Here is a 14,302-nt window from a genome sequence, read left to right on the forward strand (position 1 = left end):
AACAATCGCGGCGCTACTTACTACGATAAAAAGGAATACGAGCGCGCCATTGCCGATTACAATCAAGCCCTTCTACTCAATCCTAAATACGCAGACGCCTTCTATAATCGCGGCAATGCTTACAACGATAAAAAGGAATACGAGCGCGCCATTGCCGATTTCACTCAAGCCCTTCTACTCAATCCTAAAGATGCAGAATCCTTCTACACTCGCGGCATTGCTTACGACAAGAAAGGGGAATACGAGCGCGCCATTGCCGATTTCACTCAAGCCCTTCTACTCAATCCTAAAGATGCAGAATCCTTCTATTATCGCGGCATTGCTTACGGAGATAAAGGGGAATACGATCGCGCCATTGCCGATTACAATCAAGCCCTTCTACTCAATCCTAAATATGCAGAAGCCTTCAACAATCGCGGCACTGTTTACGACAATAAAAAGGAATACGCTCGCGCCATTGAAAATTACAATCAAGCCCTTCTACTCAATCCTAAATATGCAGAAGCCTTCTACAATCGCGGCAATGCTTACAACAATAAAAAGGAATACGATCGCGCCATTGCCGATTTCACTCAAGCCCTTCTACTCAATCCTAAATTAGCAGAAGCCTTCTACAATCGCGGTATTGCTTATGAACTCAAAGGCGACAAAGTAAAAGCAATTGAAAGCTATCGCCAAGCTTTAGCCGTCGCTCAAGATCCGCAGGTGAAGGAGTTAGCCCAGCGGACGCTCAAAGAACTGGAAGGGAAGTAATTTTAAATTTTAGATGAGAACTAGAAAGGATATTCTATTTTACTTAGTCTACTTAATCCCAGCTATGATATAATTAGTCATCCGATTTTGTATATGAGTCAGAGGATGAGACGTTAATTTTAGAATCGGTTGAGTTTCAGATTAGTTTAAGGGATATTTACGATCGCATAAAATTTGAGATTATTGAATGAGGATAATCTAAGAAATCAGGACACGGCTATGCGGTTTCCCTACAATGAATCGGGGTAGGGACACGGCATTGCCGTGTCCTCTATCATTCCGGTGTCTTAGCTAAAGACTGGCCGCACAAACTGCGGCTCCAATTAACCCTACATTGTCATTCAAAACCAATCGAACTGGCATCATTTCTAACAGCGAATCCATCCGGCCTTTGTGGGTAAAAGCTCGCATAAAACCCCCTTCTTGAATCAGTGGCAAAATTTTAGGAGCGATGCCGCCAGCTATGTACAAACCACCGTAAGGTAAAAGTGTCACAGCCATATTTCCTGCGACAGCGCCGTAAGCTTCTACAAACATTTGCATTGTTTGTTCAGAAAGCCGATCGCACTTTTTGAGTGCCGCCTGTGCAATTGTCGCCCCCGGATCGACCGTCTTCTCCGTTTTCCCGACTTCTGACTCCCATTGTTTGATAATTTCTCCTACCTCCGCTGATTCCGGCGCAAATTTTCTGTCCCGCAAAAACTGGTAAATTGCCACAATTCCCTGTCCCGAAACGACTCGCTCGATCGATATTCTGGGAATGTCGTGTTTTGCTAACAAATAATTTAGCAATTCAAACTCTAACTCCGATCGCGGCGCAAAGTCACCGTGTCCCCCTTCCGAAGAAAAAACTCTCACCCCATTTACGTCGGGAATAGCAAAACAATTTCCCAAACCAGTACCCGCACCAATCACAGCAATTGGAGCGTCTTGTCGGGGTTTTCCAACTTGCAAAGTGTGCAAATCTGTAGCATCCAAACCGCACACGCCGTAGCCAACAGCGACAAAATCATTAATTAAACTAACGTGTGATATTCCTAATTCCTGTTCCAGACGTTTCCCATCCAAGCGCCAAGGCAAATTAGTGAGTTTTGCGCTGTTGTTAACCACCGGGCCGGCGATCGCAAAACAAGCTTTTTCAGGCAATGGCGCAAAATCCAATTTCATAGCAGCTTCCGTCAAAAACTGCTGCACCATCGGTACTAAATCTGGAAACTCCCCGCTCGGATAGCGGAACTCGTAAAGAGCGTTCATTTCACCGTTAACAGTCCTTTCCACTAAGCGCAAAATTGTCTTAGTTCCGCCAATATCGCCCGCTAATAATAATGCCATAAATCTCTTTTTCCACCAAAGATAACATTCCCCATTTAAACACCCACAGTATTAATTGCCAACCAAGCCCGCAGCACCTCAGCCACAGTCCAAGCTTGAGCCGTGCAGCCTCGCGGCGAGTGGGGGGCGTCGCCCTCAAAAATTTCGCTCAGACTGCCAACTCCGCCGCCCCTTATATGATGTGCCATCGGTTCGAGGAATTCGCGAGCTTGTGCTGGGTCTTTGTATACGTGCAAGTGCGCCAAGACAAACGGGCCAATCAGCCAGCCCCAAACTGTGCCCTGGTGGTAGGCGCTGTCGCGCTGGAATTGGTCGCCTCCGTATGCGCCGCGATACTGCGGGTGCTGGGGCGAGAGGCTGCGGAGGCCGACCGAAGTGAGAAGTTGCTGGGCGCAGGCGTCCACCACGCCGCGCTGCTGGATGGGTGTCAGTAACGGTGTATAGCGGTGGGTTTCCTTTGCCCGCAGTCCCCTTGCGGATAAAGAGTTCGGAGGCGGATACCCAGTTAATAGGGGCAAGGATACGGCGAATATTTGGTTGGGCCGCAGGGAGCTATCGTGTCCGTCGGGGCCGTCGAGAACGTCGTAACAGTAACCAGTTGAGGCGTTCCAGAAGCGAGGGAATCCGGCGGCTGTTCGATCGCCCAATTGCTGGTATTCATTGTGAGGCTTGCCCTGTTTTCGAGCAAAACTTGCCATAGCTTGTATAGCATTGTACCAAAGCGCGCTGAGTTCGATCGGCTTACCAATCCGAGGCGTCACCACCCAATCGCCGATTTTCGCGTCCATCCAAGTCAGTTGCACGCCGGTTTCGCCCGCGTAGATTAAACCGTCATCGGGATCGACTCGGATATTATACCGAGTTCCCTGTATGTGCCAATCAACAATCTCACATAAAGTAGGCCAGAGTTCGCTCAAAAGTTCGTCGTCCCCCGTGGCATCGATATAAGCGCGAATTGCCTCAAAGTACCACAGAGTGGCGTCTGCGGTGTTGTATTCCGGTGCGCCGCCCGCATCCGGGAAGCGGTTGGGCAGCATTCCCCGATCGACATACCGCGCAAATGTCCGCAAAATCGATCGCGCAATTTCCCATCGCCCGGTACAGATTGTGAGACCGGGTAGGGCGATCGTCGTGTCGCGCCCCCAGTCGCTGAACCAGGGATATCCGGCGATGATCGTTTTGCCTTGGGATTCCTCCGGTAGCGGGCGGCTGACGATAAATTGGTCGGCGGCGAGCACTAAGTGATTGATCCAGTCGGGAGATTCGCTGACTTTTGACCAGTTTTGCAGCAGTAGTTGGTCATAAGTGCGGCGCACTTCTAAAGCTGTACCGCCGTTGAGTTCGGTATTTTTCTCGGTGCTGGCTATCAATGTGAGAGAACTTCCCGGTGCGATCGTCATGTGAAAAGTCGCCGCGTGCAAGTGATCCTCGCAGTAGTCCAATCCCCGGCGCTTTTCGGCTGCTAGGTCAAATCCGTAATGCCAATTGTATAAAGGCGTAGAAACTCGAAATTTCGCCTCTGGTTCGGCATCCGTCAGCAGGTACAGGGGTACAGACTTGGGAAATGCAGTCACGCAAACCCCGCGTTCCAAGGTTTGTAGGCTCATCTGCCAGTCGCCGACGCTCGTGGTGTGGTGGTAGTCGCGGTAGTTGACTAGGGCTTTGACAGCGAGGACGATCGGTTGTGAGGCGCGGTGCAAGCGGTATTGAATATATGTTGTGTTAGCACCTTGCTGCATCCAAATCCGCTTTTCCAGGATAGCGTCGCCGAGAGCAAACCTCCAAACAGGCGTCGTGCCTTCGAGGTGAAAGCTTTCGATGTAGTTGTAGCCGTGGGGTTCCATCGTCGCGTCGGCCCAGCGGTTTGTATAAAGCGGATAGGCGCGATCGTGATACACAGCCGTCTCGTCCAGCTTGGCGAGCATCAAAGTGCGTCCCAGCGGGGGTTTGAGGGCGGCTACCAGCAAGCCGTGATAGCGGCGGGTGAGGAGATTTGCGATCGTCCCGCTAGCATAACCGCCGATCCCGTTTGTGACCAACCACTCGCGAGACTCCGCCGAGTCGAGATTGCAGCAGATTTCCCGTCCAAAAGCCATAACCATAAAATCCACACTCGCGCTGATTTTTTACCTACCTTTAGGTAGATTTTCGACATGATATCAACCAGAAATATTAACGATTCCAGGCCGTTAATTTGGCGATCGCCCCCGCGCCGATTCCTGCTCTAATTTCGGTCTCACCAACCGCTACTTTTGCCCCTTACCCAATTTTCCCCTTTGATGCCTCTGTCTAAAGTTAGTTGTTTGTTATATTAAGTAATATTACCGTCTAAACAGGCGCTGAACGTTAAGGGCAAGCATTTGATAGCGCGTCGGGCGATCGAACTACCAACCTATTTTATAAGGAGAACAGCTCAAAGTGAAGATAGGAGCAAATTACCTCGGCAATAACCAATGTGAATTCACCGTTTGGGCGCCCACCGTCAAACAAATCGCAGTCCAAATTGTTTCCCCAAAAAAACGCCTGATACCCCTGGAACAATCGGCAGAAGGTTATTGGCGAACCACAGCTACAGACATCCAACCAGGAACCCTTTACACCTACCAAATCGAAGGAAAAACTGAGCGACCAGACCCAGCCTCAAAATATCAACCCCAAGGCGTACACGCTCCGTCGCAAGTAATAGATGAAAATATTTTTACTTGGACTGACACAAATTGGCAAGGCGTGCCGCTAGCCGAAATGATTATTTACGAACTGCACGTCGGCACATTCACCCAAGCCGGAACATTTGAAGCAATAATTCCCCAGCTAAAACAACTTAAAGAATTGGGAATTAACGCCATCGAAATAATGCCAGTAGCCCAATTCCCAGGCGAGCGAAACTGGGGATATGACGGCGTATATCCCTACGCAGTTCAAAACTCCTATGGCGGCCCCGAAGGCTTCAAAACACTCGTCAACGCCTGCCACGAACACGGCATTTCAGTAATTCTTGATGTAGTTTACAACCACCTCGGCCCCGAAGGAAATTATCTCAGAGACTTCGGCCCCTACTTTACCTCAAAATACGGCTCAATTTGGGGAGACCCCCTCAACTTCGACGACGCCTACAGCGACGGCGTGCGTAACTACTTTCTTGAAAATGCTCTATACTGGTTTCGAGACTATCACATCGATGCCCTGAGATTAGATGCCATTCAAGCAATATTTGAAGTAGGTGCAAGACCTTTTTTACAAGAACTATCTGATGCCACAGCAGATATTTCCCAAGAACTAGGACGGCAACTTTACTTAATAGCCGAAAGTGACTTAAATGATGTCCGCACTGTACGCCCCAAAGAACTCGGTGGCTTCGGACTAGACGCCCAATGGTGTGATGATTTCCACCACGCACTGCACGCCTTGCTCACCGGAGAAGACGACCGATACTACCAAGATTTCGGCAAGTGCGAACACTTAGAAAAAGCCTTCAAAGAAAGCTTTGTTTACTCCGGCCAGTACGCCCCCCACAGAAAGCGGAAACACGGCAATTCTGTTAAGGATGAACCTGGTCATAAATTTTTGGTGTTTGCCCAAACCCACGACCAAATCGGCAACCGCATTTTGGGAGACCGACTCTCCAAAATAGTTAACTTTGAAGGCTTGAAACTTGCAGCAGGCACAGTCTTAATTTCTGCCTACATTCCCTTCTTTTTTATGGGAGAAGAATACGGAGAAGAAGCACCGTTTTTTTACTTCGTTTCCCACTCCGACGAAAACTTAATTGAAGCTATCCGCAAAGACAAACAACAAGAATTTAAAATCTTTGAAGGCCGAGGCGAATTTCACGACCCCCAGAGTCCTGAGACTTTCGATAAGTGTAAGTTAAACTGGGAAAAACAAACCGAAGGCAAACACAAAATCCTTTGGGAATGGCATCAACATCTGATTCAACTGCGGCGGACAATACCAGCCCTTAAAAAACTCGACAAAAACAGTCTAGAAGTATCCAGCATTGAAGCGGAAAAAATCTTATTTCTACGTCGCTGGACAGATGACAGCCAGCTCTTCTGCATTCTAAACTTCAACTCGCAAGATGTAGCTTTTACGGCTGCACTGCCCCAAGGCACCTGGAACAAAATTTTAGACTCTGCTGATGAAAAATGGATGGGTTCAGGTTCTAGCTTGCCTGAAAAAATAAATGCAGAGCAAAAATTGACCATTAAACCGCAGAGTTTCGCACTTTACGAATTAGAATAATTAAAAGTCGAGGCAGAGCCTCAAATACAGGCGTTCCTAGGCAGAGCCTAGGAACAAGAAACGGGAGGCAGAGCCTCTCTCGTTCCCAGGCTCTGCCTGGGAATGCAGTAGAGGAGGCTCTGCCTCATATATTAAAAGAGAAAACCCTAAAAAACCCGGAGTAAAATTAACATGATGAGAATTCCCACAACAACCTATCGGATTCAATTTCATGGAGGTTTTAACTTTGAAGCCGCCAAACAAATCCTTAGCTATCTGGAAGATTTAGGAATTACCGACCTTTACGCTTCACCAATATTTAAAGCCCGAAAAGGCAGCTCTCACGGATACGATGTGGTTGACTCAAATCAGATCAATCCCGATTTGGGAACATCAGAAAATTTTGAAGCCCTCACATACGAAATCAAGAAACGGAACATGGGATGGTTGCAAGATATTGTCCCGAACCACATGGCTTATGATACTCAAAATTTGCTGCTGTTAGACGTGTTGGAACACGGGCCAGATTCCGACTATTTCGATTACTTCGATATTGAATGGAATCACGCTTACGAACATCTCAGGGGTCGAGTGCTGGCTCCGCTGCTGGGCAATTTTTATGGAGAGTGTCTGGAAAATGGCGAGATTCAACTCCAATACAGCGAAATTGGGCTAACTATCAATTATTATAGCTTAAAATTGCCAGTAAGAATTGAATCTTATGCTAAATTTATCAGTCATAATTTGGGGCATTTAGCCAGAGAATTAGGCAGACGCCATCCAGATTTTATCAAGTTTTTAGGAATTCTTTATTTAATTAAAAATACCCCCTCAGAAACTAAAGGTAAAACCAGATACGATCAGATAGCTTTTGTCAAAGGACTGCTGTGGGAACTCTACAATCAAAATCCCCTTGTACAGGAATTCATTGATGAAAATATCAAAGTTTTTAACGGAGAAAAGGGAAATTCCGAAAGCTTTAATTTGCTAGACGAATTGCTTTCCGAGCAGTTTTACCGTCTGTCTTTCTGGAAAGTGGGGGCAGAAGAAATTAACTACCGAAGGTTTTTTACAGTCAACGAACTGATTTCGGTAAAAGTTGAAGAGATTAAAGTTTTTCACAAAAACCATGCTCTGATATTCGACATGGTTGAAGAGGGAAAGTTTACGGGATTGAGAATTGACCACATCGACGGACTGTACGATCCCACAGAATATTTGAAACGGCTCCGGGAGAAAACCCCAGACACTTACATTACTGTTGAAAAGATTCTGGAACACGAAGAAGATTTGCCGTCATATTGGCCGATTGAGGGAACTAGCGGCTACGACTTTTTGAACTACGTAAACGGCGTTTTTTGTCGGTGCGATCGCGAACAGCAATTTACCGAAATATATCAGAGATTTACTCGCTTGACCGCTCCCTACGAACAGTTGTTTTTAGATAAAAAAGGACTGATTGTTGAGAAAAACTTGGCGGGAGATGTAGACAATCTAGCTCAACTATTGAAGAATATCTCCGGTCAATCGAGACAAGGAAATGACTTTACTCGTCCCGGTTTGGAAAAAGCATTGGCGGCTGTTTTGACGATTTTTCCAGTTTACCGAACTTACATCAATCAAGATGGTTTGAGAGAGTCCGATCGCACTTACGTAAAATATGCGATCGCCCATGCCAAACAACAAGTACCCAGACTCCTCAAGGAACTTAATTTTATCGAAACGGTGCTGTTGCTCGAAGAAGAAGAAACCCTAACACCAGAACAAAAAGAGCAGCGCCGGCACTTTGTCATGAAACTCCAGCAGTTGACAGGCCCATTAATGGCAAAAGGCGTGGAAGACACACTTTTATACGTCTACTATCGGCTTTTATCCCTCAATGAAGTAGGAGGAAATCCCAGTCAGTTCGGCGTGTCGCTGGGAGATTTTCACGAGTTCAACCAACAGCAGCAAGTCGCTTGGCCGCACAAAATGAATGCTACAGCTACCCACGACACCAAACGCGGCGAAGATGTGCGAGCCAGAATAAACGTTTTGTCAGAAATTCCCGATGAATGGGAACAGCAAGTCAGGTCTTGGAGAGAGGTAAACTCTTCTAAGAAAGTCAACTTTGCGAATCGAATGGTTCCAGATACTAATGACGAATACTTCCTGTACCAAACTCTGCTAGGCAGTTTTCCCTTTGAGGGAATTGAAAACACTGATTATGTCCAGCGCCTAAAAGATTATGTGATTAAAGCTGTCCGCGAAGCAAAAGTTTATACGGCTTGGCTGAGACCGGATAACGATTACGAAGCTGGTTTTATGACCTTTGTCGATACCGTTCTCGAACCTTCGGAACAAAATCAGTTTCTCAACAAATTTACACCTTTCTGTAAAAAAGTAGCTAATTACGGAATTTTCAATTCTCTATCTCAAACGCTGCTGAAAATCACGGCTCCGGGCGTTCCAGACATTTATCAAGGGACGGAATTCTGGGATTTAAGCCACGTCGATCCGGATAACCGCCGTCCCGTTGATTTTGAGCGCAGAATCGAGGTTTTGCGGGAAATTAAAGAGCAAGCTCAGACGGATATTTTGCAACTGGTTGAAGATTTGATTGCGACGCGAGAAGACGCGAGAATCAAGTTGTTTTTGACGGCAAGAGCGCTAGAAGCGAGAAAAAAATACTTGCAAGTTTTTCAATCAGGTGACTATCTGCCCCTGCAAGCAGTTGGCACGTTTAAAGATAATGTTGTTGCCTTTGCCAGAAGCTTTGGAGAGACTACGGTTATTGTCATTGCTCCCCGGTTTTTGACGGGAATTGTCAAACCAGAAGAAATGCCGATCGGCAAACAAGTCTGGAAAGATACTAATTTGAAATTATCCGAGCAAATGCCGTCGGTTTGGAAAGATGCAATTACAAATCAGGCGGTAGAAAGTAACGGTACGTTGGCAATTGGTGACGCTCTGAGTTACTTTCCGGCAGCTCTGCTGATCGGTAAAAAATAGCAATCAAAAGCTGGAAAATTCTTGAATTTTCAGAGATTCCCAGGAGTCGGACTTGAGGCTCTCCCTCAATAATATATTGCTTCCCAGGCACAGCCTGGAAGTAAACGGGTAGGGACACGGCATAGCCGTGTCCCTTTTCAGAATTGATATTAAACCTAATTTGAAGTCAAAAAACCGATCGCCCCTACCAACCAAACAAAATTTATACAACAAAGACGGCAAATACAACACAACGTATACGGTTTGCCACAATACCCGAATCGATCGCACACCGTACATTAGGAAGAGTAAAGAAAAGCAGTCAACAACTGTAGCGGTGCAAGCCTCACGGATGCAACCGTCCCCCAATAGGTTCGGTAAATACCCCTTCATCGCAAGGTCTACCGCCCGCAGTATAGAGATCAGCACCCTATCGAAGACTGTATTAAAGCAGGACTCACTACCCGTAAACCGCGAGGTAAAATCGCAGTCCTGAATAACCAGACTATCGCACAGATAAAACACCAAAATTTTGTAGAGATTGGAGCCGGAACACCCCTATGGGAAAAGTAGTTGGAATTGACTTAGGTACGACAAACTCCTGCGTCGCAGTTATGGAAGGCGGCAAACCCACCGTCATAGCCAACGCCGAAGGGGGTCGCACCACACCTTCTGTAGTAGCTTATGCTAAAAATGGCGATCAACTTGTCGGACAAATCGCCAAGCGTCAAGCCGTGATGAACGCCGAAAACACCTTTTACTCAGTAAAACGGTTTATTGGGCGTCGGGTTGATGAAGTAGCACACGAAACCACTGAAGTTTCCTACAAAGTTCTTAAAGTCGGCAACAGCCTCAAACTGGACTGTCCCGCCCGTGGCAAGCAATTTGCCCCAGAAGAAATTTCTGCACAAGTTCTCCGCAAACTCGTAGAAGACGCCAGCAAATACCTCGGCGAAACTGTTACCCAAGCGGTAATTACTGTTCCCGCTTACTTCAACGACTCCCAGCGCCAAGCTACGAAAGACGCGGGAAAAATTGCCGGTATAGAAGTGCTGCGGATTATTAACGAACCTACAGCGGCCGCTTTAGCTTACGGATTAGATAAAAAGAGCAACGAAACCATCCTCGTATTTGACTTAGGTGGCGGTACTTTCGACGTATCTATTCTCGAAGTAGGCGACGGCGTATTTGAAGTGCTAGCAACTTCCGGAGACACTCACCTCGGCGGTGACGACTTCGACAAAAAAATTGTTGATTACATCGCTAACGAATTCCAAAAAGCCGAAGGAATTGACCTCCGCAAAGACAAACAAGCACTGCAACGCCTGACGGAAGCAGCCGAAAAAGCCAAGATTGAGCTTTCGAGCGTTACCCAAGCCGAAATCAACCTGCCGTTTATTACCGCGACTCAAGACGGGCCAAAACACTTGGACACGACTTTGACGCGGGGCAAGTTTGAAGAACTGTGCTCGGATTTGATCGATCGCTCCCGCATCCCCGTAGAAAATGCGATCCGCGACGCCAAATTAGACAAATCTGCAATTAATGAAGTCGTCTTAGTTGGTGGTTCTACGCGGATTCCTGCGGTGCAAGAACTGGTCAAAAAACTCCTTGGCAAAGAACCCAACCAAACGGTAAACCCGGATGAAGTGGTCGCAGTCGGTGCAGCAATTCAAGCCGGCGTACTCTCCGGCGAAGTCAAAGACATCCTGTTACTCGACGTTACTCCGCTGTCTCTCGGCGTCGAAACCTTGGGTGGCGTGATGACCAAAATCATTCCCCGCAACACCACTATTCCTACCAAGAAGTCGGAAACTTTCTCGACTGCTGTAGACGGCCAAACAAACGTGGAAATTCACGTTTTGCAAGGCGAACGGGAAATGGCGAATGATAACAAGGATTTGGGAACCTTCCGCTTAGATGGAGTTCCTCCAGCCCCCCGTGGCGTACCTCAAATTGAAGTTACTTTCGATATCGATGCTAACGGTATTTTGAATGTAGCTGCTAAGGATAAAGGTACTGGCAAGGAGCAATCGATTAGCATTACTGGTGCTTCTACTTTGCCCAGCAATGAAGTCGAGCGCATGGTGAAGGAAGCCGAATCGAATGCTTCTGCTGACAAGGAACGTCGCGAAAGGATCGATCGCAAAAACCAAGCTGATTCTCAAGCCTATCAAATCGAGAAGCAGTTGGCAGAATTGGGTGATAAAGTCCCCCCTGCTGACAAAACTAAGATTGAAGGGTTGCTCAAAGACTTGCGCGATGCCATCGCTAGTGAAGATGACGATCGCATCAAAACCCTAACCACAGAGTTGCAGCAAGCATTCTATGCTGTCAGCAGCAACCTGTACCAGCAAGCAGGCGGCCCAACTGACGGCCCTGGCGGCCCTGGTGGCCCTGGTGGCTATGGAGACGGCGGCCCCACTGGCGGCGACGACGTGATTGACGCGGACTTCACAGAAGGCAACAAATAACAGGCTAAATTAAAAGCCCCCAGCTAGAAGCAAGAAACCCGGTTTTGAACAGAAACCGGGTTTCTGTTCGTTCAAAAACAAACCAAAGCCGATCGACTAAAATTACTAAAAATCTTGCTTGAGGCATAGAGACAAAACTAGAATATGCTTCAACAAATATCATAAACTAGCAGTAATATCCAATCCGTTAGCATCGGAATAGTAAATTCGAGTTGACTGTTGACGGTTGACTGTTGACGCCGTGAACAGTCAACCGTCAACAGTCAACATCATTCCGGTGCAACCGGAATCGATATAATATCGCAATCGAGAGCAATTAAATGTCACGTTCTCCTATACAAAATTCCTCCCCAAATACTCCCAGCCCATCTCATATTGCATCCTTGCGCCGACTCCGCCGGATCAGCCATTTACTAGACAACGCAATTCCGATTCCCGGCACAAAATACCGCATCGGACTCGATCCGATATTGGGACTTATACCGGGCGGCGGCGATTTAATCAGTTCAATTTTTGCAGGCTATGTTGTCTTCAAGTCCGCTCAAATGGGAGTGCCACAAGAGACTTTAGTCAAAATGGCCACTAACATCGTATTTGATACAGTTGCCGGTACGGTACCGGTTGCTGGAGACTTGCTTGATGTTGCTTGGAAAGCTAATGTCAAAAATATAGAATTGCTGGATGCTCATTTAGGTTCCCCTGAACAAGGCAAAAAAGCCGATTGGCTATTTGTGGCGGCGTTGCTGTTGGGTTTGATATTAATTGTCGGAGGCGTGATTTTCTTGAGTGTGATGCTTTTTGGCTGGCTATTCCAAGTAATTACAGGACGTTAATCTTTGGTTGGCGGCTCAAGATAAATCACTCCCTTTGTGTCATATTAATAGCATATAAGCGTGAAAAATCTTCCTTGAAAATCATCTTTGAGGATGATTGTGGGCAGCGAAAAACATCTGGGTTTAACTACCCGTAGGCTGCGTTGCTTTTTTTAATCCCTCAACAAAGAGCGATAATCTCACAGATCCGTAGATTACAAACAGGAGGAATGGAAACCAACTAAACACTTTTTTTTGCACCAATAATTAAGAAAAATAATAGGAGTATTAGCTACCAAAAAAACAGTGTCTGCGATCGATCTTCAATATAGCAAAACCATTTGATTTGTAAACAATGGATTCAATCATCACAAACGTTTCAGGTTGTTCTACATTCACGACTCAAATAGACTTGCTATAAATAAATACTAAAGTGTGTCAGGGTTGAAAAATTCAACCAACCCCTACCAATAAAAGTTCTGATCCTCTTACCAAGAAATCGGGTATAAAGCCCCGTCCTTATAGGACGGCTTTAATTACAAAAACTGTGAACATTCGTTAAATACACAGACTTGCGAGTAAAAGTTTCAGTAAAAGTGATAAACTAATTGCATGATAGTTTTAGAGTTTAAATTGAAGGGCAAAACAGAGCAATACCGAATCATTGATGACATGATTCGGACAGCTCAATTTGTCCGAAACAAAACTCTTAGACACTGGATAGACAATCAAGGTATTAAGCTCGTAGACCTATACAAACAATGCGCCGTTATGGCGAAAGAGTTTGAATGGGCGAGCAAGCTTAATTCGATGGCACGTCAAGCTTCGGCGGAACGTGCCATTTTTGCTGTCCAATGTTTTTTTGCTAATTGCAAAGCCAAGAAACCAGGGAAAAAGGGCTATCCACAGTTCAAGAAACATACTCGATCGGTCGAATACAAGACCTCGGGTTGGGAGCTTTCTCCAGACAAAAAATACTTGACATTTAAAGACGGTTTTGCCGCTGGCAAGTTCAAGTTAATCGGTAGTAGGGATTTGCATTTCTATGCGCCAGATGAGATTAAACGAATCAGGATTGTGCGTCGTGCCGATGGCTACTACGCCCAATTCTGTATCAATGTGGAGCGGAAAGAGGAAGCTGTTTCTACTGGGAAAGCTATTGGGATAGACGTTGGACTAAACCACTTTTATACTGATAGCGATGGCGAAACAGTTGCCAACCCTCGATATCTCCGAAAGAGTGAAAAAGCTTTGAAAAGATTGCAGAAACGAGTTTCTCGAAAGAAGAAAGGTTCTGGCAATCGAAAAAAAGCAATCAATAAGTTGGGAAGAAAACACTTGAAGGTCACGAGGCAGCGTCAAGACTTCGCCATCAAGACGGCGTTGTGCGCGGTAAAATCTAACGATTTTGTAGCCTACGAAGAGCTTCAGGTGCGGAATATGGTCAAAAACCATAAACTTGCTAAGTCGATTAGCGATGCAGCCTGGTCGCAATTTGCTCAGTGGTTGGAGTATTTTGGGAAAGTCTACGGCAAAACAATAAGTGCTGTAGCTCCTCAATACACCTCGCAAGAATGTTCAAATTGCGGCGATATAGTTAAGAAAACCCTATCAACCCGAACCCATATTTGCGGTTGTGGAACGATACTTGATCGCGATCATAACTGTAGTTTAGACTAAAAAATCAGTGCAGCTAAAAGTAGCAGCCTTTTAGCAGAAGGCAAGCTGTTGCTCAAAAAC

General features: G+C 46.3%; 8 protein-coding genes. 6 read left to right on the top strand and 2 right to left on the bottom strand.

Annotated elements, in window-relative coordinates; genetic code table 11:
• The coding region (locus QUA83_RS19910) for a tetratricopeptide repeat protein (RefSeq protein ID WP_333295296.1) at positions 1-753 on the top strand (753 nt) is incomplete at its 5' end.
• Positions 754-1,044: 291 nt separating this feature from the next.
• On the opposite strand, the gene QUA83_RS19915 is transcribed toward QUA83_RS19910, so the two are convergent.
• Together QUA83_RS19915 and QUA83_RS19920 are read right to left on the bottom strand one after the other, a co-directional pair.
• Complete coding sequence (locus QUA83_RS19915; protein WP_333295298.1) at positions 1,045-2,085, bottom strand: glucokinase; 1,041 nt, start codon at positions 2,083-2,085, stop codon at positions 1,045-1,047.
• A 35-nt stretch (positions 2,086-2,120) separates the two neighbouring features.
• Entirely contained in the window at positions 2,121-4,187 is a 2,067-nt protein-coding gene (locus QUA83_RS19920) for an amylo-alpha-1,6-glucosidase (protein WP_333295300.1), read from the bottom strand.
• A gap of 316 nt (positions 4,188-4,503) precedes the next feature.
• Between QUA83_RS19920 and treZ the strand changes: the two genes are divergently transcribed.
• The 5 genes from treZ (at position 4,504) to QUA83_RS19945 (ending at position 14,242) form a co-directional block, all read left to right on the top strand.
• Complete coding sequence (treZ, locus tag QUA83_RS19925; RefSeq protein ID WP_333295302.1) at positions 4,504-6,327, top strand: malto-oligosyltrehalose trehalohydrolase; 1,824 nt, start codon at positions 4,504-4,506, stop codon at positions 6,325-6,327.
• Between the two features lie 174 nt (positions 6,328-6,501).
• Complete coding sequence (gene treY / locus QUA83_RS19930) at positions 6,502-9,297, top strand: malto-oligosyltrehalose synthase (RefSeq protein ID WP_333295310.1); 2,796 nt, start codon at positions 6,502-6,504, stop codon at positions 9,295-9,297.
• Positions 9,298-9,836: 539 nt separating this feature from the next.
• On the top strand, positions 9,837-11,750 hold the full coding sequence (gene dnaK / locus QUA83_RS19935; protein WP_333295304.1) for a molecular chaperone DnaK: 1,914 nt from the start codon (positions 9,837-9,839) through the stop codon (positions 11,748-11,750).
• A 320-nt stretch (positions 11,751-12,070) separates the two neighbouring features.
• Complete coding sequence (locus QUA83_RS19940) at positions 12,071-12,583, top strand: DUF4112 domain-containing protein (RefSeq protein WP_333160623.1); 513 nt, start codon at positions 12,071-12,073, stop codon at positions 12,581-12,583.
• A gap of 591 nt (positions 12,584-13,174) precedes the next feature.
• A complete protein-coding gene (locus QUA83_RS19945; protein ID WP_333295306.1) occupies positions 13,175-14,242 on the top strand; it encodes a transposase in 1,068 nt (355 codons plus the stop codon).
• Positions 14,243-14,302: the final 60 nt, after the last annotated feature.

This window comes from Microcoleus sp. K1-B1, assembly GCF_036704705.1.
Lineage (GTDB): Bacteria > Cyanobacteriota > Cyanobacteriia > Cyanobacteriales > Microcoleaceae > Microcoleus.

What these genes read in the sequence shown, in the direction of transcription:
- dnaK (WP_333295304.1), top strand. Translation starts at nt 9,837, where the DNA reads ATGGGAAAAGTAGTTGGAATTGACTTAGGTACGACAAACTCCTGCGTC.
- QUA83_RS19920 (WP_333295300.1), bottom strand. Translation starts at nt 4,187, where the DNA reads ATGGTTATGGCTTTTGGACGGGAAATCTGCTGCAATCTCGACTCGGCG.
- QUA83_RS19915 (WP_333295298.1), bottom strand. Translation starts at nt 2,085, where the DNA reads ATGGCATTATTATTAGCGGGCGATATTGGCGGAACTAAGACAATTTTG.
- treY (WP_333295310.1), top strand. Translation starts at nt 6,502, where the DNA reads ATGAGAATTCCCACAACAACCTATCGGATTCAATTTCATGGAGGTTTT.
- QUA83_RS19940 (WP_333160623.1), top strand. Translation starts at nt 12,071, where the DNA reads ATGTCACGTTCTCCTATACAAAATTCCTCCCCAAATACTCCCAGCCCA.
- QUA83_RS19945 (WP_333295306.1), top strand. Translation starts at nt 13,175, where the DNA reads ATGATAGTTTTAGAGTTTAAATTGAAGGGCAAAACAGAGCAATACCGA.